General features: G+C 47.8%; 16 protein-coding genes and 1 tRNA gene. 10 read left to right on the forward strand and 7 right to left on the reverse strand.

Features of this window, described 5'->3' with window-relative positions; genetic code table 11:
• Window positions 1–37: 37 nt before the first annotated feature.
• The 3 genes from CSTAT_RS04090 to CSTAT_RS04100 form a co-directional block, all read right to left on the reverse strand.
• Window positions 38–1,318, reverse strand: coding sequence for a coiled-coil domain-containing protein (locus CSTAT_RS04090; protein WP_075722564.1), 1,281 nt, complete (start codon window positions 1,316–1,318; stop codon window positions 38–40).
• Between the two features lie 395 nt (window positions 1,319–1,713).
• Window positions 1,714–1,959 carry a hypothetical protein gene (locus tag CSTAT_RS04095; protein WP_075722565.1) on the reverse strand — a complete coding sequence of 82 codons (246 nt, stop codon included), beginning with the start codon at window positions 1,957–1,959 and terminating at the stop codon, window positions 1,714–1,716.
• Complete coding sequence (locus CSTAT_RS04100) at window positions 1,949–2,470, reverse strand: guanyl-specific ribonuclease (protein ID WP_083640663.1); 522 nt, start codon at window positions 2,468–2,470, stop codon at window positions 1,949–1,951. The genes CSTAT_RS04095 and CSTAT_RS04100 overlap by 11 nt, the downstream gene beginning before the upstream one ends.
• Window positions 2,471–2,562: 92 nt before the next feature.
• Between CSTAT_RS04100 and dnaG the strand changes: the two genes are divergently transcribed.
• The gene (dnaG, locus tag CSTAT_RS04105; RefSeq protein WP_075722566.1) at window positions 2,563–4,482 is read left to right on the forward strand and encodes a DNA primase; all 1,920 of its coding nucleotides are present in this window, start codon (window positions 2,563–2,565) and stop codon (window positions 4,480–4,482) included.
• Between the two features lie 36 nt (window positions 4,483–4,518).
• Here dnaG and CSTAT_RS04110 read toward each other — a convergent pair whose 3' ends face one another.
• On the reverse strand, window positions 4,519–4,788 hold the full coding sequence (locus CSTAT_RS04110) for a hypothetical protein (RefSeq protein ID WP_075722567.1): 270 nt from the start codon (window positions 4,786–4,788) through the stop codon (window positions 4,519–4,521).
• Between the two features lie 606 nt (window positions 4,789–5,394).
• Between CSTAT_RS04110 and wecB the strand changes: the two genes are divergently transcribed.
• A complete protein-coding gene (gene wecB, locus CSTAT_RS04120; RefSeq protein ID WP_075722568.1) occupies window positions 5,395–6,600 on the forward strand; it encodes a non-hydrolyzing UDP-N-acetylglucosamine 2-epimerase in 1,206 nt (401 codons plus the stop codon).
• Between the two features lie 253 nt (window positions 6,601–6,853).
• Here the strand turns inward: wecB and CSTAT_RS04125 are convergent.
• A tRNA-Asn gene (locus CSTAT_RS04125) sits at window positions 6,854–6,926 on the reverse strand.
• 259 nt (window positions 6,927–7,185) lie between these two features.
• Between CSTAT_RS04125 and CSTAT_RS04130 the strand changes: the two genes are divergently transcribed.
• Window positions 7,186–8,487, forward strand: coding sequence for a glycosyltransferase family 4 protein (locus tag CSTAT_RS04130; protein WP_075722569.1), 1,302 nt, complete (start codon window positions 7,186–7,188; stop codon window positions 8,485–8,487).
• A gap of 14 nt (window positions 8,488–8,501) precedes the next feature.
• Window positions 8,502–10,025, forward strand: coding sequence for a glycosyltransferase family 4 protein (locus CSTAT_RS04135; protein ID WP_075722570.1), 1,524 nt, complete (start codon window positions 8,502–8,504; stop codon window positions 10,023–10,025).
• 197 nt (window positions 10,026–10,222) lie between these two features.
• On the opposite strand, the gene CSTAT_RS04140 is transcribed toward CSTAT_RS04135, so the two are convergent.
• Entirely contained in the window at window positions 10,223–11,140 is a 918-nt protein-coding gene (locus CSTAT_RS04140; protein WP_075722571.1) for a hypothetical protein, read from the reverse strand.
• A 97-nt stretch (window positions 11,141–11,237) separates the two neighbouring features.
• Window positions 11,238–12,149 (reverse strand): hypothetical protein, encoded by a 912-nt coding sequence (locus CSTAT_RS04145; protein WP_156845091.1) that lies wholly within the window; start codon window positions 12,147–12,149, stop codon window positions 11,238–11,240.
• A 516-nt stretch (window positions 12,150–12,665) separates the two neighbouring features.
• Here CSTAT_RS04145 and CSTAT_RS04150 point away from each other — a divergent pair.
• From CSTAT_RS04150 to CSTAT_RS04175, 6 genes are all read left to right on the forward strand, one after another.
• Window positions 12,666–13,586, forward strand: coding sequence for an ABC transporter permease (locus CSTAT_RS04150; RefSeq protein WP_075722573.1), 921 nt, complete (start codon window positions 12,666–12,668; stop codon window positions 13,584–13,586).
• Window positions 13,570–14,421 (forward strand): ABC transporter ATP-binding protein, encoded by an 852-nt coding sequence (locus CSTAT_RS04155; protein WP_083640666.1) that lies wholly within the window; start codon window positions 13,570–13,572, stop codon window positions 14,419–14,421. The genes CSTAT_RS04150 and CSTAT_RS04155 overlap by 17 nt, the downstream gene beginning before the upstream one ends.
• A gap of 64 nt (window positions 14,422–14,485) precedes the next feature.
• Window positions 14,486–16,660 carry a hypothetical protein gene (locus tag CSTAT_RS04160; RefSeq protein WP_075722574.1) on the forward strand — a complete coding sequence of 725 codons (2,175 nt, stop codon included), beginning with the start codon at window positions 14,486–14,488 and terminating at the stop codon, window positions 16,658–16,660.
• Between the two features lie 262 nt (window positions 16,661–16,922).
• On the forward strand, window positions 16,923–21,491 hold the full coding sequence (locus tag CSTAT_RS04165) for a glycosyltransferase (RefSeq protein WP_075722575.1): 4,569 nt from the start codon (window positions 16,923–16,925) through the stop codon (window positions 21,489–21,491).
• A gap of 699 nt (window positions 21,492–22,190) precedes the next feature.
• Entirely contained in the window at window positions 22,191–23,609 is a 1,419-nt protein-coding gene (locus CSTAT_RS04170; RefSeq protein ID WP_075722576.1) for a hypothetical protein, read from the forward strand.
• Window positions 23,609–24,322, forward strand: coding sequence for a hypothetical protein (locus tag CSTAT_RS04175; protein ID WP_075722577.1), 714 nt, complete (start codon window positions 23,609–23,611; stop codon window positions 24,320–24,322). The genes CSTAT_RS04170 and CSTAT_RS04175 overlap by 1 nt, the downstream gene beginning before the upstream one ends.
• The last annotated feature ends 5 nt before the right edge of the window (window positions 24,323–24,327 follow it).

Consider the following 24,327-nt stretch of genomic DNA (forward strand, 5'->3'; position numbering starts at 1 on the left):
TATGCGCTACCTTTAATTAGAAGCTCTCCTGAACCTTTTATTCTTCCGACTTGGACGTTGTCTCACTTTTTGGTGGAACAAGCGTGGTGGAATCGGACGCTGCGGATTTGGATTGAGTTAAACTAGCGTCCCCTTGTGATTCAATCTCGCCAAGCTCACCATCGATATAGACACGTTTACCGACACCTCGGCGAACTTCCTGCGCATCTTCCTGATCAAAGCGAGCTAAGAATGCATCGAGTGAGCCGAGCCTGACTTCTGCGCTGCGAAAATCTTGGAAAATACTTTGTTGGATAGAAGCTTGCCGAAAGAGGTATGCTGCTATAGCTGCACTGCCTAAGCCTGTCAATATTCGGATAATTCCGCGAACGATATCAGCACTGGTAGCGGTCGATTCTAAAGCATTTTGCCCCGCATTCCATAAGATAATAGCGCTAACTACCGAAACAAAGACACCAGCAATGATGAAGCCGATCCAGAGGGCTCTCGAATCATCCGCTCGTTCTTTGAATAGCCGTGACATTTCATTTTCGGCAATATATCCCGAGACACGCTGTGTCTCTTCAACCATCTTGTCGAGGTCTTCTTTTTGAGCTTTGATTTCCTCAAGGATTCGATTGAGCGATTCAGTAGCGTTTTTACTTTGTAACTCAACTTGCGAATTATATTGATTCTGCAGCGTTGTTATTTGATCATCGATCCGCTTCTTGCCAGCTTCAACTCCTTCATCAATCTGTTCTTTGTAGCTTCCCGAAAAGTCTTCAACTTCTTGCTGAAGGTCCGTAATCTCGTTGCGGTTATTTTTTAGTTCTCCTGAAATTGTCTCCTTATAGCTCTCGAATTCTCGCTGTATAGAAGCGACGATAGACTGAGCATCATCCAGAAAGCTACTAATGCGGTCGCGTTCAACTTGATCAGCTGTGACCTTGCTGTCGACGGCAGCGGACACTATTGGGCTTAACTTATTTAGTCCGGAAAGCAATACATCCGCAGCATCGTTCGCGGCGCTGAGATTCTTATCGAAGTCTGAGGTACTATCTAGCTCTAGATTTTGAAGCTCCACATTAATGCGTGCGAGGGGTGATTTAAGCTCATCCAATAATGCTTTACTGATCGCCTCTTTAGGTGCTAATTGCAGATAAAGCCTCGTTGTTTCGACCGCAATCTGAATCCGACTTAGGAAGGAATTTGCCAGACTAGAAAGTCCTTCGTATTCGGGGCCGAATTTGGTAGAGGCTTCTGAAATCCAACTATTGATTCCTTCAATTTCGTCCCAAAGGGGATGATGATCAAAAACCTCGGTTGCTGAATCAGACATTCAATTCCTTTAAACAGACCTAATACAAATGGTTATAAGTATAGATTGGTGCCTGGACGGTCAGCGTACTTGCAGTAGATAGATGGGGAATATTTGCTGAGTCGGCAAATAGAAATGCTGATTGGACGTTAATTCATCAAGGACTTGCACAATACTTTGACTGCGGGGCAAGGACAATTTCGAGAAGTAAAAACACTAATGTTAAGTCTTTTTCCAAGTCGTATTTAACGCAGGTAATTGAAGTATGGAAAGCCTGCTATATCAGTTTTTACCTTCGGTTTTGGGCCCAAAGCTTTGCGATTAGCGATACATGAAGAGGGAAGCACTACATTTTGCAGTGCTTCTCTTGAATCCTCAAGACAAACAGTTGCACGTTCTTATCGAAGGAAGAAAATCTATCGGTACAGCTTGACGTCAAGATCACTCAGCACCCGCATAATAGCTGCTGCATCAGCGTCGTTTAAGTCCCAATTCGCACACGTAATGCGGTCAATCTTCGCGTCGACTAAGAAATCTGCCAGTCCGTCTAAGTTCTTCGGTGCTGGGGCAGTGTGTTCGCAACGCACGGTTTCTAAAGCGTGGAAGAAATCGTCTCGGTTGTGTAGGCAGTCCGTAATGAGGACGCGGCGTTTATTCGGCATCGGGGATCTCACAGAATGATTCATAGTGGTCATCGGTGTAGTACCACATTTCGGGGTCTTGCTCGGAGCCGCCGCCCGTGATGATGCGGCGCTGCCCACGGTGGTCTAAGCCGGGGGTTTCAACAGTGTATTCGCGGTAAAAGTTCGAATCTTGCTCAGGCAAGATGCCTTCATAGTTGCCAAAATGACGATTGTCATTTTCGGGGTAGTCATAAGGACCACCGGCCAGGATGTCATCGCGGGTCTCGCTAGCCTCATCCGGCAGCGAAGCAATCGCGCACGTTTCACCGTCGGTCGTACCAGCATCGGATCCTGCTACAGCTGAATCATCAGAGTTTCCAGTGTTACCGGAAGCACCGGAGTTTTCTGAATTATCAGAAGTGAGGTCGATACCGAAGTAACCGGCGACTAAAACCACTACCGCGCCGCCGATAATAACGGGCAAAGACTTTTTGCGTCGGGCTGGATTTTCAGATGAAAAATCCTCTGATGCTTGTGCCATGCGCACCATTGTTGCAGCCATGGGGTGCGGAAACGAAATTAGGTGGCCTTAAGTATTCAGCTAAGGATGGCGATTTGGTGTAACACGGTAGTCTTTGAGGTATGGCACGAGGCAGAATTCCGGAGAGCGACATCCAAGCGATCCGCGAACGCGCCCCCATTGAGGAAATAGTGGGCGAGTATGTCCAGCTCAAGCCAGCTGGATATGACAGTTTGAAAGGACTATCTCCTTTTAAGGAAGAAAAGACTCCGTCTTTTCATGTGCGCCCCCAACGTGGTTATTATCACTGCTTTTCCACTGGCAATGGCGGCGACGTTTTCAAATTCCTCATGGAGATGGAACAAGTATCTTTCCCTGAGGCAGTAGAGACAGTAGCTCAGAAAATTGGCTACCACATCAATTATCAAGGTGGCACGACTGGCGCCCGGGATGAAAAACCTGGCACCCGTCAGCGGCTTGTGGCGGCTAATAAAGCCGCGCACGAATTCTATCGGCAGCAACTAGAAACTCCTGAGGCCGCTACAGCGCGTAATTTCTTGCTAGACCGTGGGTTTAGCCAGGACATTATCTACACCTTCGAATGCGGCTATGCACCAGGTGGCTGGGATACCACCACTAAGCATTTGCTGCGCAAGGGCTTTAGCTTTGAAGAGCTCGAAGCAGCCGGTATTACCAAGATGGGTAAACGTGGACCCATCGACCGTTTCCATCGCCGCCTGTTGTGGCCAATTAAAGATTTAGCCGGCAACGTCATTGGCTTTGGTGCTCGCAAGCTTTTTGATGACGACAAAATGGGCAAGTACATGAATACGCCGGAGACGATGTTGTACAACAAGTCCAAGGTGTTATTCGGTCTCGATCTTGCCAAGCGCGAAATCGCGGCACAGCGCCAAGCAGTAGTGGTCGAAGGCTATACCGATGTCATGGCGATGTACGCCGCGGGAGTCACCACCGCAGTCGCATCCTGTGGCACGGCCTTTGGCGGTCCGCACTTACAGGTGCTGCGCCGGTTGATGCTGGATGATTCCTATTTCAACGGGGAGCTCATCTACACCTTCGATGGCGACGAGGCCGGCCAAAAAGCCGCCATGCGCGCCTTTGAAGGCGAACAGAAGTTCACCGGACAATCCTTCGTTGCCGTTGCTCCAGAAGGCATGGATCCCTGCGATCTGCGCTTGGAACGCGGCGATGCCGCCGTGCGCGAGCTAGTAGCTGACCGCATCCCGATGTTTGAGTTCGTCATTGAATCGGTCATCTCTGAATACCGCGTAGATACCGCTGAAGGTCGCCTGCAGGCGCTGCGCCGCGCGGTGCCTGTAGTTGCGCAAATTCGCGATGAACCACTGCAGCGTGAATACGCCCGCCGCTTAGCAGGCTGGGTGGGCTGGCCTGATCCCGATGAAGTCTTGCAACAAGTGCGCGCGGAGATGAAGAAGCCGAAAAAGCCGGAGCAGCGCCGCTCTATCTTGTCTGAATCGAAGGACAACCAGGTTCCGGCAACCGCCGCGCCGATGATTCGCCCGCCATCGCCACGGGAAACGCACCTGTGGCCGCAGCGTGAGGCGCTCAAGGTGGCGCTGCAATATCCTCAAGTGGCCGGTGCCTATTTTGATGGCGTTGACGAAGAAGCCTTTACCAATGAGGCCTACCGCATTGTTCGCAATGCGATTATTTCTGCCGGTGGTGCAACACAGGGCGCGCAGCAACCCACAGTGGAATGGATCGCGAATGTCGCCGGTGAAATGTTGGATCTCACCGGCCGCAATTTCGTCTCTGAATTAGCCGTCGAAGAAATCTTGCCCACCGGGCTATCCATGAAAGATTACGCCGACATGGTGCTATCGCGCTTGCAGGAATCCCAAGTAGGCAACCACATCGCGGAGCTTAAAGCCCGCTTGGGCCGCATGCGTCCATCGGAAGATGAGGCAGCCTATAACTCGTTATTTGCTGACCTTGTCGCTTTGGAGCAAGCCCGCCGTGAGCTTAATAATCGTGCGTTCCGCGGCCCTAGGCCCTCGTAAACCCGAATGTTGCGAGGATTAAATACTCGAAGAAGTTTAATCCTCGTCGACTTCATAGATACGATCAGGGGATTGCTCCTGGTCGTTCTTCTTTTTCCTGCCACTATTGAGATCCTTAATCTCGCGCATGCGGGGATCTGGGTCTAAACGGTTGGCGATAGTTTTGCGCGTTGCGCTAACGGCGCTTTTAGCCACGGGGGAGTTGACGGTCTTTTCGTAGGCATTCTTGATCTGGTGGAAACGCTTGCGGCCAGCCTTGGTACCAAGCACATAACCTGCAGCAGCACCGACTACGAATTGAAACATTATTTTGCTCTACTCCCTGTAGGTCTTGCGGATAAGCGAATTGTTCTTGTCCTAGCCTACCGGTTTCTTTCAGCCGATGAAGATGTCATCCATTGCAAACTTTGGTTACTTTAATGAGCATCCGCACCACGTGGGGGATACTCATAGGGGTGAACTGTAACAATTCGGTTCCGGACTCTTCCCACGCTGATAGTTGCTCCGATAGTTTTAATCCCGTGGAGTTTGAATCACTGTTGCCACAGGCAACCTCAGCTGCGATTGCTACGGCCGCTTTGTTCGTGGCTAGCCATGCCATGGATCAAACCCAGCGAGCTTCAAAGCAGACGGAGAACGTGGAGATCCTCACTAGTCAAAGCCTCAGTAGGCTTAGAAGCAATTCGCTTTTCGATGCACCATAAGTTCTAAATTCTTACACGAAATCCCGAATATAATCGGGCGAATTTGTGCTGTCTGAAAACAGTTGTCGGGTGAAAAACCGCAGCGCCTTGCAGGATAACGGTAATACGCTGCCAATTCGAAATGAAAGTTTGGAAACATCGATCAGTTCTCTGTGGGGAATGCATGGTTGAATGGTTTTAGTTTCCAAATTGATTAGTGAGGAGAAAAATGAGCAAGCCAAAGATTATGACGGTGTATGGCACCCGCCCTGAAGCAATCAAGGTTGCCCCTGTCATCAAGGCTCTGGAAGCCGATGATCGCTTTGAATCGATCGCAGTGTCTACGGGTCAGCACAAGGAAATGCTGGAGCAGGTTAATTCCATGTTCGGCATCAAGCCTGCGTATGACCTCGGCCTAATGAAGCCGGGTCAAGGCCTCAACGAAATCGTTTCCCGTGCATTGGCAGGTCTCGATGAGATCATCACTGAGGTCGAGCCTGATGTAATCATCTCTCAGGGCGATACTTCAACTGCTATGGCTGCTGCAATGGCGGGCTTCCACCGTGGCGTAAAGATTGTTCACCTTGAGGCTGGTCTGCGCACAGGAGATATTTTCTCCCCATTTCCGGAAGAAGCTAACCGAAAGATTATCGGCCAGGTCGCTTCCCTCCATCTCGCTCCGACAGAAGGCTCACTTGAGAATCTGCGGATGGAAAATTTCCGTTCCAAGGACATTGTGGTCACCGGTAACACCGTGATTGACGCACTTCTGGAGGCTGCAAGCTGGGATACCACCTTCGCAGACCCGATGCTTCAGGAAGCTGCTGCATCAGATAAGCGCATGGTAGTTGTCACCACTCACCGCCGTGAGAACCTCGATGCTATGAAGGAAATCGGTGGTGCAATACAGGATCTTGCAACTGAGTACCCTGACATTAACTTCGCACTTCCATTGCACTTGAACCCCGCTGTGCGCCAAGCAGTGCTGCCTGAGGTTGAGAGCCTTGAGAACGTAATCATTACAGACCCGCTTCCTTATGATCAGTTCACGAAGCTGCAAGGTCGTGCAACCATTATTCTGACCGACTCTGGTGGAGTTCAGGAAGAAGCACCTTCCTTGGGCAAACCAGTATTGGTTATGCGTCAGAATACCGAGCGTCCAGAGGCTGTTGTTGCCGGTACCGTAAAGCTGGTCGGCACCAACCGCTCCCTAATCGTTGCGGAAGCCAAGTTACTTTTGGACGATGAGGCTGCTTTTGAAGCTATGGCTAATGCTGTTAATCCATACGGTGATGGCAAGGGGGCGGAGCGCTCAGTAGCTGCTATCGGCGCGCTATTGGGGCTGGGGGAGCGAGCCGAAAATTTTTCGCCGGGAACCGGGGTTGAAGAGGAGCGCATCCCACGGTTCGATGAAGTTCTCAATGATGGAAACTAGCAACTAGTTTTGTGGTGTGAACAAAGCCCGAGTGACACGGATGGGTTGGACAACGAAATGCGGTGCGGTCTCGTCGTCTAACTTCAGGGATTCTGGAGTGTTGCTAGGGTTTTGTCGTTGCCCTATTAATCGGATGAAGGGGCATTTGGGCGGACAGCGCTTTCGACGTGTAGTCCCAGCCTGCTTTCCAAGATATCGATGAATAAGAAAATCACCTCGTCATCTAGTGGAATGATGACGAGGTGATTATTTGCTCCTCCAACTGGGCTCGAACCAGTGACCCTTCGATTAACAGTCGAATGCTCTGCCAACTGAGCTATGGAGGAATAGGTCGCTTAAGCTGAAGTTCATCCGCTCTCTGCAACGAGAATTAACTATACAAGAGGTTGGGTGAATTGGACAAATCGGCAAGTAATTCAGTCTTTTTATGATGAACTAGGAGTGAGGAAATAAGGTGCGCAAGTTCGGTGAATTCATCGTGCTATTAAGGATTTGGCTTTAAGGTTAAGTGCACCTATAGACTTCTAAAGTGATATCTTTAGAAAATATTGTCTTGCGGGAATAAGAGTGTGAGGGAGCTAGTAAGTGAAAATACTGATCATTTCGCAGTACTGGGCTCCAGAAAACGGCGTCCCGCAGAGGCGGTGGTCGTGGCTCACTGGAATTCTCGAGAAGCAAGGACATTCTGTAACTGTCATTGCTCCACCACCTCACTATAATCGAAGCCCTAGCCTGGGGGAGTGGTGGAAGTCTGGGTCGTTTCGGGCTCGGACGGAACATGAGACTAATAATCACGCGGAGACTGTTGTACGTACTGGGTTTTTTCCGGCTGGACGGTCGCTAACTCAAAGGATCTTAAACCAAGCCGCAGTCGCGGCGGCTGCGCTCTGGGTAATCGGTAAAAAACCTGGGGTATTGCGAAATTATCAACCAGATTTGATAATCGGTTCAGTTCCTGCGCTCCCTACCTCGGTGGTCACTTATCTTGCCTACAAGCGATTCAAGGCTCCTTATATCATCGATCTTCGGGATGCTTGGCCTGATTTGATCGGTGAACATGAACGATGGAATTCAGGATTGGGAAAACCATCGTTTCGGGAAAAGGTACTCTCTAGAGGCCCGGTGCAAGTTCTTGGTCTCATAACGAAATGGGCGATGAATTATAGCCTCCGAAAGTCGGACGGTTTGATTGTCACCTCGTCGCGTCTTGGCGCAACGTTGCAGAATCGATTCGAGAAACATCGAAAGTTTGCAGACAAGCCAATCGCTGTTATTCGTAACGTTTTCCCTCCTGAAATCAACCAACGCGTGTCGGCTCGTGAGGAACATTCTACTGACTGTCTGAACGTGTTGTATGCGGGAACTCTTGGGCGTGCCCAGAACTTAGCGAACGCGATCCGTGCTGTAGCAAAAGCTAAGGAATCGGGTTATCAGGTCAATCTGCGGTTTGTTGGTGCGGGGGCCGCACGTCAAGAATTAGTGCGTCTAGCTAAAGACTTGAATGTGAAAGTTGAATTCAGTTCCAAGCTTGCTGCGGATGAATTGGCTGAGCAATATAGCTGGGCGGATACTGCATTAGTGCATCTAACCGATTGGCCTGCTCTAGAACAAGCAGTCCCGTCAAAGACTTATGAGCTTATGAACCTAGGTATCCATATTAGTGCTGTCGCTTCGGGCGAGACTATGGAATTGGTGGAGTCTCTTGATGCAGGTCATGTCGTAGCTCCTGAAACTCCAGAGGCGCTTGCGAAACTTTGGATGAAGCTTATCGATGAGCCTCAGTTGTTGGAAGTTTCCAAGCATGGCGCAAAATGGGTTGCGGAGGAGAGAGCGAACGTAGCACCACAAGAGATTTTGAGATTAATCGACAACTTTGAAACTGATTGATACTTTATAGACGAATGAAATCCTACATTCAGCGTTTTTCTTTGGTGGTTAGTTTATTTGGAACCCACTTCTTGGAAGATCCTAATGATCTTTTTGTGAAAATTGGACAGAAGCTCCGTGTCCTTGGGATTTTAGTACCGCCTTTACGGTTGCCGACGCCTAGTCAACACGGTGAAGACTTGTATGAGCAAGGACAGCTGACGCTAAGTGCGGACGCGTTCGAGCAAAGCGGCTTTCGCGGAAAAGCCAGAGCTCGGAAGATCAGGCGCCAACTTGCCGAGCTGGATTTTCCGATTTCGAAGAGTAAGCCATTGGAAAGCAGTCGCGATCCAAAAAATGTGCTCTTCTATTTGACGAATTCTAAACCCTTCACGCAATCGGGATATACCGACCGTAGTCATTTCTTGCTGAAAGCACTGCAGAAACATGGTCTTAATGTATGTGCAGTTACTCGACTTGGATATCCCGTAGTTATTGGCGAATTTCCTATTAAAAGCCGCTTGACTGTCGACGGCATTGAATATAGGCAGATGCTGCCAACTATGTTTCCTCGAACCAAGGCGCAGCAGATTGAACTAGCTGTCACGATGCTAGTAGAAGAGGCTCGAGAATTCGACGCGGATATATTGCACACGACAACAGACTATAAGAACGCCATAATCGTTTCTCGTGCAGCCCACGAACTTAGGATACCTTGGATCTATGAAACGAGGGGGGAGCTTCAAAAGACCTGGCTTTCCAAGAGAAAACCAGAATCTCAGATAATTGCTAAAGAGTCGGAATACTATATTGCAGCTGAAACCAAAGAGCTTGAGGCAATGCAGAACGCATCTGCTTTGATTCAGCTGAGTGACGTTTCGAAAAGAAATGCTGTAAGTCAAGGAATAGAAGAAGACAAGATCCGAATTGTTCCAAATGCTGTATCCAGTTCGGCGATCGGCCGTGAGTTCAATGAGGATGACATTCGCCAGGAACTTGGGCTGAGTGAGAATAAAGTGATCGTTGGTTCGATTACGTCTGTGGTTCAGTACGAAGGCTTAGACGACCTGATTAGAGCAATTGAGCTTTTACCGGATGTTCATTGCATCATTGTGGGTGAAGGCGAGGACAAATTGAGGTTAGAAGCTTTGGTAGATGAATTGAGCCTGGGAAAACGAGTGCAGTTTGTAGGCAAACAACCAGCTAAAACAATTTGGAAATGGTACGCTGCTCTCGATGTTTTTGTGATTCCCCGTAAAGACCAAGAGGTCTGCCGTACCGTGACACCAATCAAAACATTAATGGCACAAGCTAATGGTGTACCGGTAGTCGCGTCTGATCTTCCTGCACTTCGCGAAGTCACGGGAAATTATGCAGTCTATTTCCCGGCTGAGATACCAGAGGGAATAGCGAATGCGATACGCGAAGTTCTCAACATGGATCCAACGATCATCCGGCAGCAGGCAGAGAAAGCTAGGGATTGGGTACGTTCACGAACCTGGGATTCAAATGCGAGAAATCTGATTGAAGTGTATCGCTCAGGAATTGATTTATCCTAAAGAAATTTCGCAGTTAGTTTAAAAGCTCAAAAACCTCTGCCGACGTTGCCTGCCAGCCTAGTACGTTACGACGCGGAGTCGCACAATCCCGAGAGGAGAATACTGAAACTCATTCGTTTAACCAGCATGACCTAGCTAAATTCTCTTCTGAACCCTTTTATAGCGACGGTCCTGGGGATATTTCGGTTTGAGTTGTATCACCAGGTTTTGAGTTTTGAGTAGGGGCGTGCTGCTTTGGTGTCTTTTGAGTTGAGGACTGTGGGTGTGAAGCCAGCCTTGATGATTGCGTCTTTTTGTGAGTCCTCTGCCGCGAGGTGTGCGACGAGGTGACGGAGTCGTGAACCTGGGATGACGACGTGTCCGGGGCGAATCCATTCGACTTTGGTGAAGAGTCTAGGGTCGTCGGCGAGGTCGGTCGCTAAGGGGATGAGTTGGTGATTGAGGAAGTGTTTGTCGCCTAGGTTTTGGTAGATGCATAGGTCGAAGGGCAGGGATTTCTTGTATAGCCTTGACAGTTTTCCAGGTAGAAAGTCTTTTCCCTCGGGTTGATTGGTTGGGTCGGTGTTGTTGTGCGCCGCGGCCAAGTACTTATCGGTTGCGGATTTGGGCAATGCGTTTAGGTCTAGCCGTGGGTTGACTCCAAAGACTATTGAGTCTGGGAAGTATTGTCCGTATAGGACTGCGGCGTATCCTCCGCCGGATGCTCCAAAAAGTATTGTTCGTTTGGTGTTGATGGAGTCGAGGGCATGTTGGATAAGTGGCGCGAGGATTGGTGGGAGTTTTCCGATGTCCTTATTCCCCAAATACCACGCAACTGTGACTTCCTGATTTCCTAGAGCCATGGTGGGGTCCGCGACTGCAACTAAGTTTATGCCGGTATTGCGTGTTAGCCCATGGCCTAATAGGACAGGAACCGTTTTAGAGCTTCGGGGAACCGCTGCGTTGAAGTTGACGAGGGTGACGTTGGAGCCTCGGTTTTCGACATAGATGTCAATTATCTGGCTGCCGATTTGTATTGAGTGGACGCCTGACTGCAACTGTGCTGAAAGATATTCTTCCATAGAATAGTAGGTAAACTGAGTTTCCCACTTGGACAGATCTCGCTCTCTAGTCATACGAAACAGGATATCTGAAAAGCGAAAGAATTCGACATCCAAATTCAGTAAAACAGTAGAGCATGGCCAGTATAAAAAGTTTTCGGTTTGAGTTGTATCACCAGGTTTTGAGTTTTGAGTAGGGGCGTGCTGCTTTGGTGTCTTTTGAGTTGAGGACTGTGGGTGTGAAGCCAGCCTTGATGATTGCGTCTTTTTGTGAGTCCTCTGCCGCGAGGTGTGCGACGAGGTGACGGAGTCGTGAACCTGGGATGACGACGTGTCCGGGGCGAATCCATTCGACTTTGGTGAAGAGTCTAGGGTCGTCGGCGAGGTCGGTCGCTAAGGGGATGAGTTGGTGATTGAGGAAGTGTTTGTCGCCTAGGTTTTGGTAGATGCATAGGTCGAAGGGCAGGGATTTCTTGTATAGCCTTGACAGTTTTCCAGGTAGAAAGTCTTTTCCCTCGGGTTGATTGGTTGGGTCGGTGTTGTTGTGCGCCGCGGCCAAGTACTTATCGGTTGCGGATTTGGGCAATGCGTTTAGGTCTAGCCGTGGGTTGACTCCAAAGACTATTGAGTCTGGGAAGTATTGTCCGTATAGGACTGCGGCGTATCCTCCGCCGGATGCTCCAAAAAGTATTGTTCGTTTGGTGTTGATGGAGTCGAGGGCATGTTGGATAAGTGGCGCGAGGATTGGTGGGAGTTTTCCGATGTCCTTATTCCCCAAATACCAACCGAGGCGAATTTCTCCCAAAACCATGGTGGGATCAGAAACGGCTATCAGGTTAATTCCTACATCCTCGGTTAAGCCAGAGCCTCTAAAACTTGGCATGGTTTTTGTTGAAGGATTAGCCGCTGCGTTGAAGTTGACGAGGGTGACGTTGGAGCCTCGGTTTTCGACATAGATGTCAATTATCTGGCTGCCGATTTGTATTGAGTGGACGCCTGACTGCAACTGTGCTGAAAGATATTCTTCCATAGAATAGTAGGTAAACTGAGTTTCCCACTTGGACAGGTCACGCGCTCGAAACATGCCCTTAATCATAGTAGAAATGAATTCATTGATCGCAACTTAGGAGGGAATAAGTAGGTTATTTGGATTAACTTTAAATTTTCGTAGTGTAGACGGCGGTACAGTTTATGGCAGATTACAACCTATTTGGACAGGCATGGCACTCGAGAACGCTAATTGTGTGCCGATGTTCTATTTGTACGACGTATGACCATCCGGTTTGGTTGAGACACCCACCTCTTTGTTTTGCTACCAAAGTCGTTCGTTTCAGTTTCCGGACGGACGGTTGGAGTGAGCTTCTTTTCAACACAATATTAAATAGCAATACAGCTGGTCTCAAATAGGTTTGAGATGGTCGAAATTCAAGGAAAGTCAAGCTGGAAACGCGCTATTTCTGCGTTTCAGATTATGTGACTGGTTACTTTTCGACAGTCTTAGGAGTCGCGAAGCAGAAAGTTTTCGGTATTAGAGCTACGCTGTTTAGGATTAGCGGCCGGAGAAGCGGAGCGTAAGAATTTAGCAAATGAGGGAGCGTTAATGAGCCGAGCTGATGAAGTTCAAAATCATGGCGAAGGGCAGGATAGCTCGAATAATTCCACCGTTCCATCGGGCCTGGTGATCGTGGATGACGCTGAGCTCGTTAAACTCCAGGCTCGGCCTTCAATTGCCAAATATTTTATGTCGCTTTGGAGTTTTCGACACTTCATCTGGGAAGACTCGAAATCTAGATCGTTTTCTTCCGGGAACGGGACCTATCTCGGACGAGCTTGGATATTCTTAGATCCAATATTTCAAGTTGCTGTTTATGCAGTAGTATTTGGGCTAATCATGAAAGTAACTAGGGGTATGGATAATTTCCTCGGATTCCTCTTAATTGGTGTGATCTTTTTTGGTTTCTTTTCCCTTGGAATCTCTTCTGGAGGAAGGTTAATCCAGAGATCCAAGAACTTGATAAGTTCTTTCAACTTCCCGAAAATTACACTCATTGTCTCGCTGGTGCTGCGTCAAATGATCGATCACATTATCCCAGCGTTGATTGCGGTTATCGGAGCTTCTCTTTTCCAATTGGGAAAGCCGATTACACCTGCCTTGTTGGGAATCATTCCACTCTTTTTATTGAGCCATCTGTTCGTTTTCGGCTTTGTCTGCATAGCCGCTCGAGCTTCGGCATTCATACCTGACCTAGCAAAGCTACTTAGGCTTGTTAACCGTGCGCTCTTTTTTACGTCAGGTGTCTTTTTCTCAATAGATCGATTTGAGTCACATCCAACTGTGACAAAAGTGGTTGAAGCCAATCCTATTTATCAATTTTTGCAAGCAGCCCGAACCTGCGTTTTGGACGGACGATTTCCGTCTTTGGATGTTTGGGTTTATCTAACAATTTGGAGTGTAGCGCTTGCACTAGTCGGATTTATCTACTTCTGGCAAGCAGAGGAGCGATATGTCGCCATCCAATAAAGCCACCGTTGTGGCTAGAAATATTTCTAAGACATATACGGTTTCTAAATCGAACCGCTCCGTATTTTCCTCGAAGAATAGTTCAGTAGATGCACTCCACGATGTGTCGTTTGTTGCACACTCAGGTGAATGCATTGGCATTTTAGGCAAGAATGGGTCAGGTAAGTCAACACTTCTAAACATCATCGCTGGAAATGAATCGGCAACTAGCGGATTGGTAAGAGTATCAGAACAACCTACTCTTCTCGGAGTGTCGGCTGCGCTCCAGCCCCAGCTAACAGGACGGGCGAATGCCCGATTAGGTCTATTGGCTATGGGCCTGACTCGAGAAGAAGTGAGCAACCTTATTACGCCTGTAATTGAATGGGCAGAGCTTTCGAATGCTGCGGATAGACCCATGGAAACCTATTCAGCGGGTATGAAATCTCGCTTGAAGTTCGCAATCGCGACTGCCGTTAACCGAGAGATTCTGATGGTTGATGAAGCCCTCTCTACAGGAGACGCTACATTTGCTAATAAGGCACGTGAACGTATGAATTCATTCCTCAAGAATGCAGGAACAGTATTTATTGTTTCGCATTCCGCAAGCACGATTCAGAAGCACTGTACAAGAGTTATCTGGCTCCACGAGGGAAGAGTAATTGCGGATGGCTCAACTAAGCGAGTACTGCGAAGTTATAAATTGTGGTGCAAACGTATCGCAGCGAAAAATACGGAGGGAGCTGAAATGGTGATTAAGAACGCAATTAACAGGTATTCTAATCCCAGGATTTACTCAGAATCTGAGTATCAGAAGTTCAAGCTCGACTCTAATAAGTTTCGACAGCAAACTTAGCGTGCTGGACTGACATATTCTAATGATCAACAAGTAACACGTTTCACTTCAAAATGAGGGCTCCATGACACAGCTTGGTTTACCAGCACACTGCATTTCAATTTCAACTCACGCGAAGTCGTTTGCAGTTGGGGCGAATCATGTTGATGACTTTTCTGAGTTCGAGGTCTTCAAAGTATCTGGTATCGCGGCAACGCCCGAATTCAGCGTGAATGCTGACTTCTCTGAAGACGTTTGCGACTCCATTAGCCTGAAAGATTTTTCTTCAGCTGTTGGGGAATGGACTGCAGTGGCCAGGCGAAAAGAAACTAGCTCTGAAAAGAAAAAACGGTACATTGTGTTTAACGACGAGTATGGTTACTCGCCGATTTTCTATTCTCTGCTGCCTGGGCGTGAATTAATCGTTTCAGATTCGTTTCATGGAGTGGTTCACGAACTACGACGAAAAGGAATGGAGCCTTCATTAGACATTTATTCTTATTTGGCATCCATCACGACTAAAGACTCACGGTTTTTGAATCCGTTTGTATCGAAGACTTTTTCCAACTCGATCCAGATTCTTCCGCCACACAAGTTTCTGCACATATCGGATGAAGCGATATCTGTGCATGACCGAAGTGAATTTTTAGCAGATCTGGTCGGAAGTCCCAGTGGTTTGGTAGAAGCAGGTGTTGATTTCATCTCTCGTACCCTCTCAACGCTCGCAAGCAATGACAATGTCAAAAGAACATTGTTGCTTTCCGGCGGCGTTGATTCCAGGACAGTACTTTCACTCGTCGTACGTGCGAATGCTGCAAAAGCATTCTCCTTAAGGACAAATGATCCTCGCCTGTACAAAAATAAATACGCGAACAGGGTTTTTGAGGATGACTTTTTTATCAGTCACCAACTGGGAAACGACCTTGGTATGGACTGGCAGGGAGTCAGAGAATCTTTCCGGATTGAAACTAGCCTAGAAGAATCGATGATTCTGGCTCAAAGCTATTCATCAAATTTTTCCAATTCCTTTGTTCCTGCATCTCATCACCCAGTTTATAAAAACCCAGAGATTTCTCTACGTGGAGGTGGTGGAGAGCCTATCAAAGGTGCGGGGTTCTTAAGTCTTAAAAAACAAGTTGAAGAACACCAAAAAATGCTGGGAAACACAGGGAAGGATGCATTTGAGAAGTTCAGCGATTGGTATCTAGAAAATGCGCTTATAAAGACCCGTCTGCAAGGTGAAGTGGGAGAAGCACTTAAGGGGCTCTCGACGCATTTTGAATCTCAGGATTTCGACACTGCGATGCCTTACCTCTATCAGCAAACTAGGAATCGTACGCACTTTGGGCACGCAAAATACTCGAGCTCATCTAATCTATTTCCGCTACAGCCGCTATCGAACTCCTACTTCTATGAGGCTACTAAATCTATTGAGAAAACGGACCTCCGAAATTTTGCGCTCACCAAAGAAATTTTCCGGGCCTCTGCACCTGAGCTATTGTGCTATCCGTTCGAAAGTGATGAAGCCACTGAAAAACTTACTCAGACGCCGAGGAGAAAGATTTCAACTGAATCCGGTATTCTGGAGTCTCATTTTGCACGGCTTGCTTCCACGCGGTCCCCTTCTACAGCCGTAACTCAGTCTGGCAGTTATAAGGACCGCTTTTTAGCGGATAAAGCTAGTGCGTTAGTGAGCATGTGTCGGACCTTGGCGCATGATATCGAAGATGCATTTGCGGAGCATCGAGAGACTTTGAAAACAGCGCATCGAGAGGCTTTAGCCGCGATTGAACTCGGCGTATTGAATCCATCGACGACAGCTGCAAGGATGAGAGCAGCCAGGGATGTATTTAGCCCGACAATTGATACGGGAGTTGCTTTCAGAGTTAAGACGGATGAAAGACCAATTGAGTCGATCGAAATTGTCGGTATCAAACATCCCGAACTCGCTGCTCCGAAGAAGTTGCAGACCCCTGAGGTTTTACCTCAGGTTGTGCTGAAGCCAGTAATCTCAGAATCCGAAGGAAAGATTACTGTCAAGAGTAATCCAGACTGTACGCGTCCTTTCCCACTTGAGTTTGCATTCTATTTGTTAGCGAATGGCCGAGCAGTTCGAAAAAATCTATATCAAGCAGAAAGTGAAATGGATTTTGAACTTCCTGATGATTACGCCAAATCAAGCCTTTCGGTGAAAGTTTTTGCGCGCTATTCTGGATTGTCTTACCCATGTGCAATAGCCATTGCCGATGTTTCCGTTTAGGCGTTTGGGGACTAATACGCATACGTTCCTTTTGATTGCGTGATTCATTGTAATTTTATGCAAAGTGTGCAGGATCCTTAGATTGAACCTGGTAATTGCTGGTCAGAGGTCGAATAATGTGATGGCAGGGATTCGTGTTATTGGAAACTCGTTTCGGTCGTAGGCCAGCCAATCCTCACTTCCTCGGCATGCAACGCAAGGAGTTAGGTACTATTATCGGTCTGACCGCTCTAATACTTCGATTCTTGCAAGGAACTAGAATATGCATGCCGATGAATATCGGGACTATCAACAAATTCGGGAACTTCGGATCGCCGAAACTTTGAGTGGCCCGGAGCATGTCTATAACAAGTTGGAGTCGTTGGCTGGTCCAGGTAAGGATGCATACGTTCGACAACTTGAAACTGAACGTGATGTTCTTAAACGACGAGTCAGGTCCGCTCACGCAACGCTTGACGAGTTAAAGAGTGAAAACGCTCAGTTGGCTAGTGAAAAGGATCTTGCAGAACGGAGACTCAATTCAGTACGTGTGTCTCGTACGTTTCAAGTGGGCAAACTTGCCGTTATGCCAGTACAGGCAGCACGTAAAGTAGTTACGAACCCTAAGTCCAGTTTTAGGCAGCTTTCGAGCAGCCTCAAATCATCTCTTCTCAGTATGCGAACAAAGCTTATTGAAGAGAAGAACCAAATTCAGGCCAAAGCCAAGGAATCTAGGGGATGGGGGACGGAGCTCAGCCCTCAGAAGTCTTCTGCTGATGGAACTCGGGGAAATGGTAAGCATTCGGCGGATCAAGGCTTAAAGGTTGCTCCCGCTGAGAATGAAGTCGCACCGAAAAATTCAACTGCCTCCGGTAGTACGGTTCATCGAAATCCTCTAGAACAATTCCAAAAGAAGCAATCGGTGCGAAACTTTGAGCGCGCTCTAAATTTCTTGTGGTTCACAGAGGGAAAGATTGCCGAGACGCAATCGTTAATTAACAAGTATCCCAAACTCGTCGACAAATTAAGTGAGGTTCCTAAATCCCTGGCTTCCCGGGTTCTGGGCGAAGCTAGGCTCTTAGAACTCGATCTAGTTCCCATCAGGAGCCAGTTTCCAGCTTACGTAGCGGAACCAAATCGAGTTATGTACTGTATCCACCAGTCTCCGTTATACAACTCGAATGGTTATTCGACCCGCTCCAGAGGAGTGGCTAATGGCATAAAAGCATCCGGTGGAGATGTTGTAGTAGTCGCAAGGTCTGGGTACCCATGGGATTCGAAAGCTGATACTGAGAAACCAAAACCCACTCGCGTCGAGGCAACGCTTGATGGGATTCAGTATGTTCACATTCCCGGAGGGAATCTGAACCGAGATCCAATCGACCACTACACTTTGCAATGTGCGGATGCCTTCGTTCGTGAAGCGAGAATGGTGCGTCCAAGTGTTATTCAGGCCGCATCCAACTTTAGAACTGCGCTTCCGGCCCTGATTGCTGCGCGCCGACTCGGTATTCCGTTTGTTTATGAGGTACGGGGGTTATGGGAGTTTACTGAAGCAGCTGCGAAACCTGGATTTGAAAACACTGAACGCTTTGCTGCGATGCGTGAGCTTGAGAATCTGGTTGCGCAAAACGCGGATCATATACTTGCAATTACTTCGCAAGTGAAGGATGAACTTGTAGCCAGAGGGGCTAATGCAGAAAATATCACGGTAGCCCCTAACTCAGTAGATCCGGAGGTATTCGTTCCTCTTCCCAAAGACACAAACTATGCTAAATCGAAGAAGATTCGCGTGGATGTGCCAGTTGTTGGATTTGCTGGCAGCATCGTCGGGTATGAGGGACTGGATGATTTAGTCGATGCATCTGCGATACTCAAAAACAGCGGTGTTGACCACCAAATTGTGATTGCCGGTTCGGGAGCCGCGGAGAATGCACTTAAAGAACGGGTGGCTAAGTTAAAACTAGAGCAGCAGGTAACGTTCTTAGGTCGTTTGCCTCAGAACGAGATGCCGAGACTTCAAAGTATCTTCGATATCGTCGCCTGCCCAAGGAAATCAAATCTGGTGACAGAATTAGTATCACCTTTGAAGCCACTCGAATCCTTTGCAACTGGAAAAGCAACGGTTCTATCAAATGTATCGCCCAATAAGGATCTCGCTGGTGAGGATGAAGGAAGGGCATTGCTGTCCGTTGCTGATAGTGCGGAATCACTGTCATCCAAGTTGAAGAGCTTGATCCTGGACTCTGATCTGCGGGCTGATCTCGGTCGAACTGGACGACTTTGGATTGTTACTGAAAGGTCTTGGGAAAAACTCGGGGAAAAGATTCTTACAGCTCACATTCAAGCTGCCGAAGCATACGAAAGGAACACTCCGGAGTCAAAGCTATTGAGCTCGTTGCGTGTAGGCGTAATCGGCGACGAATTTACTCGATCCACCCTTGAAGACGCTTTTGATGTCCAATTGCTAAGCCGCACCTCTTGGCGCGATCAGTTGTCAGCTGATCCGAAGCTTGACATGGTCTTCGTCGAATCAGCGTGGGAAGGCAACGAAGCAGAATGGCACCGTGGTGTCGGACACTATTCGGATGAAGAAAGTGCTGACCTGCGGGGAATGCTTACATTGGCACGCGAACGCGGGATTCCGACTGTGTTCTGGAACAAAGAAGACCCGATTCATATTTCACGGTTTGTACCTAATGCGGCCCTGTTTGATCACGTGTTTACAACGGACGCGAATATGATTCCTCGCTATCTAAAAGAAGCAGGCTGTAAGAACAAGACTGTCAGCGCTTTACCGTTCTATGCGCAACCTAAACTGCATAATCCGCTGCCGAGCTCGCGAGAGTTCAAGAAGTCGATTGCTTACGCCGGGTCGTACTATGGCGACCGATACAAAGAGCGGTCTAAAGGCTTGGAGCGGTTGCTGGAGTCATCAGCTAAATATGACATGGACATTTATGATCGTCAGGCGAATAATCCAGATTCACCTTATAAATTTCCTGAAGCATATCGCAGTGCGGTCCGTGGCGGACTGCTATACCGAGATGTCATTGAGTCATACAAATCCCATACTGCACATCTCAATGTGAATTCAGTATTGAATTCGCCGACGATGTTCTCTCGACGTGTCGTAGAAATTCCAGCATGCGGCGGCATTGTTTTGAGCGCCTATGGAAGGGGAATTGCCGAAACGTTGGGATCTAATATCGCGCATTCTAACAACGCTAAGGATCACCGAGCTTGGCTCTATGACTGGTCGTCGAATCCATCTGGCCGGCTTGACGAAATCTGGCGTCAGATGCGGACAGTGTATCGAGCGCATACCACTGAGTCTGCATTGTCAATTCTTGCCCGAACCGCGGGGATCTCGGTCCAAGGTTTGCAGCCTAGGAAGTATATTGCTGTCTTGACTGAAATTGCCACCTTGTCGGAACGGGAGAGGGCTGCATTAATTAACCGTGTAGTGACTCAATCAGTCCGGCCGTCCGCAGTAATTGCTCTGGGGCTTACCCAGGATGAAAAAGTGTTAATTGAACAACTCGGAATCGAAGCGAGCGCGGACCTACAAGCAGACGAAGAGCTTGGCATTGAGGTTTATTTCCCGAACGAGTTCTCACGTACTTTTGCAGAGGACGTAATGTTGCCTCTTCGTTTCGGTGACTACGGGAGAATCCTGACTCGCGACCCAAATACATTCGGTTTAAAGGATTATGTGACGACCGTCGTGGATTCGGAAGCAGCGAAGAACTTCACTCTCGCAGTGCGAAGTCGCTCTAATGATGAAAGCCAATCGATTACAGTAACACTTCCGATGTCACATGAAATAGATGCGGCGGAAGAAGACTCTGAAGAGGAATCTTTCGACTTTTCAGGTAAGACAGTACTCGTCGCTGGACACGATCTAAAATTCGCGGGTGCAATTCTCGATGAGCTTTATGCGACTGGCTGCGAGGTCTTGATTGACAAGTGGGAGGGACACAACAAGCATGACCCCGCAAAGTCCAAGGAGCTGTTGAATCAAGCTGACATCGTCGTGTGTGAGTGGGGGCTTGGAAATGCCGTGTGGTATTCAAATAACTTGTTGTCACGACAGTCAATGATTGTACGAGTTCATTCGCAGGAACTATTTCTTCCGTTCTTGAGCAAGGTAAACAAAGCTAACGTAAGCAAGTTCATATTCGTAGGCGAACTAATTCGTAAAGCTGCGATAACTTCTCATGGGGTTCCTTCGAACAAAACCGTTGTTATCCCAAATTTCGTGGACTCTAGTGCCCTAAATAGGTCCAAACTTGACGGAGCAGAAAAGACACTTGGCATGGTTGGTATTGTCCCGAGGAGCAAGCGCTTGGATCGGGCACTCGACATCCTGGAAGGTCTTCTAAAACATGATCCTGGATACAAACTTCGTATTAAAGGCAAGACGCCAGAGGACTATCCATGGATGAAGAACCGTCCTCAAGAAATGGAATTTTACTCGGAACAGAATTCAAGAATTGATTCGATCAATAGTAGGTACCCTGATGCCGTTGTCTTCGATGGATATGGTTCGGATATGGAGGAGTGGTATAGAAAGGTCGGAATCGTACTGTCAACAAGTGATTTCGAATCATTCCATCTAACTCTCGCAGACGGCGCCGCCTCCGGTGCGCTTCCAGTGAGTCTGGACTGGCCTGGTGCGGATCTAATTTATCCAACAAGCTGGCTTTCAGGAACAACGGACGGCATCGTTAGCAGCATTATCGATGCACAAGTTGATACGGCTGAAGCGCAACAGTTCGTAAAGGACAGCTTTGAGCGGACATTGCTTCTCCGGCAATTCATGCAGATCTTGGGAAACAGTCGAGAATAGGCTAGTTCTTGCGATACAGGCGCTAGCCCATTCGGTGCGGAACTCAGAGCCAATCCCATCGGAGGATTAGTTTCCCACCAATTCGCGTATCTTGTGCGGCGATTATGGCTGCATGGGAAATTTCGAGGTGCCATCTGTTCGTAGCTTTCAGATTCGAATCAGCCGAGTTGCAGTTGACTCGTGTAATTCCTGTTGTCGTTCGAACCTGTCAATGGGGGTACGTGGGGCTTCGACTCGTGGATGGCACAATCGTGTGACTTATATTCTGCGAAGTCACATGACTTATCAAGCGGCGCTCTCATGACCACCAGAGCATGCCACAACTAAAGCTATAAACTCCATAATAGTGTGACGCCAGCTTGGGAAATTGCATACTCGTAGAGCTTTACTGGTGAAGGCGTCACTAATAAGACCAGAACTTAATCCGGCTCCAAAGGAATCGTGATACGCCATATGAAACTTGAAATGCCAGGGAAAGCGGGGTGAAGGGGGGGGGCAGCAGCCGACACGTTAAAAACTCACAAATAGGTGTAGCTCGGCCCGTTGATTTTGCAGCTCATAGGAATTCTCAGCACTATAGTATGAAAAGAAGTAGCTTACCTTTCTAAGCATCTATGATAAGCGCCCTTTTTCTCAGACGGCCTCGTAGAGCCTTAAAGCTTTTAAGAGATAGTAGCGTGAAAAGAGTACAATTTGACTATGCTTTTGGATAAATCTTTAGTTATCAATGCATCGATTCCAACGGATGGCCAGTATATAATTAGTGGCTGGATTAAATGTCCTATTGGAACGCGAGCCTTATTACGCTTCCTCACCAAAGGGACCGCTGACGATCCGATTGACGGACTGCATTGGGGGGCAACTGGTGGATGGTACAAGTATCTTCCAGCTACAGGGGCAATGGAGTATTTTCAAGTGCCCGCCACGATTAATGAGAACCTTCATGGAATCCCTGAGATTAGAATTGAGCGGTGGTTTGGTGACGGAGAAATTGAGTTGCTTCTGGAACAAGAAAAATGGCAACCCAAAGTTCTATTTTGGGGGGACGATGAAGCTTATGAAGCATTACTTAAATCTTCGATTGGGCTCATAGAGCGTTTCCCGTTATCGTCCTGCTTAATCACGGCTGCTGAACCACGGTGCGAAGCATTGAGCAATCGCCTGACAACAGGGAAGCAAAGTCCTGATAGGTCTGCGGAGCTTACCGCAGATATTGAGAAACGCGCGCTTGGAATGCTCCTGGAGCAAGATTTCGACGCATTGGTGTTGGATATCGAGTCGCTTTGTCGGCCTATTATAAACTTTCAAGGAAGTCACATCGAATTTACCAGCGACGCAAAATCTCTAGGGGCAGGGCTGGTAAATGCTGAGATTATCGATGCTGGAAGTACGAACTATCTCAATATTCTACGAAGATCGTTGCAGTCAATTCTTCGAATCGTAAGACCGAGACCTGTGGTGGTTCAAGCCCGGGCTGGGGAGATTTCAGCATCGGAAATTGAAGATAATTCGATTGTCGGTGTCTTAAGAAGGGATCAGGAAGAAAGTAATCTGAATGACTTTGTGTTTCTTGACCTTCCATCCGACCAAGCAATTGACTCTGTGACTATCACATCCAAACGTATTGACTTCGGGGATCTACTAGAATTTTCACTAGTAAACTTAGATGCAAATATGATGCAGAGGGAAAAATCGGACAAAATCGTTCTGCTTTCTAGCCCGGTTCATATTAGGCAACTTGAACCACACAAGTTTAGCCACCTGCCTTCTGAATTTGTCGTCGAGATTGATGTCCTTGCTCCGTTTAAATACAGGGAACGGAATCTCCTCCTGACTTTTGAAATAGAGGACTCAAACGGTGAGCCCTTCGAAGGCAATCTCTCGCAATACTCGATATTCCGTTCTAAAATGAAGGGGGTTAGCTACTACAAGTACTTCCCTGCAGTACAAGGTTCATCGGTAGCAGAATTTGAAGTATCGCTCCCAGAGCATGTGCGGTGTACCGCAATTGGAATAAGAGAGATTCGTGATCAGGGGGACGTTTTCGTCACGAGAATTGAAATCCAGTCTGACGACAGCCTTGTAAATGCTCTGGCTTTGAATCCTGAAAGGAAATAATGAACGCAGTATCTAATAACGTTGCCGGCTCGGCTGTATTGATATTCGAGGACTCTGGATTAAATGTGGATCTCGGGTTTATCCGATCCCGCAGCATCTTTTTCAACGATTGGGAAAGCATTCGGAGGAGCGAAGAACTCGGCTCTCTTTTAGTCGCGGACAAGAATCCAGAACGAGTGATTCAGAATGTGCGTGAACTTCTAGCTGGCCCGACAAAAACCGTAACGATTGTTTGGAACGCTGAAAGAAATAAAGCGTATTCATATTCGATGCTTGCTTTCGCTACTGGTCTTGAATATGTGGGATTTGACCTATTTGGTTCTACCGCGCGTCTCGAGGTTGCAGTAGGGCGAGAACACCTAACGCGGAGAAAAACTCCAATCGATGAGATTCGCAGTCTCATAATTGAGAATTCGAGGAGACCGTCGAACCTTACGTCTTCTGATTTGGACGACCTTCTCGAAGACCAAGAAGAACTTCTCGACGCTGTTGAGCAAAGTATTTTAGAAGTATCAAAACTGAAGTGTGAAATTCAAGCTCTCCGTAAGAGCGTTGAGCAGATCCCGATGCTTCACACGAAAATGAGGGAACTGCAAACTGAAAACTTGAGACTTAGACGGCGAAATGACGCTCTAGCTCGTAAAGCTCTCAATAAACTAACTGGGCATTCAAGAAATCCAGTAGCCGACAAAAACTCAGATCTGAAGGAGTAAATCAG

The organism is Corynebacterium stationis (assembly GCF_001941345.1).
Taxonomy (GTDB): Bacteria; Actinomycetota; Actinomycetes; order Mycobacteriales; family Mycobacteriaceae; genus Corynebacterium; species Corynebacterium stationis.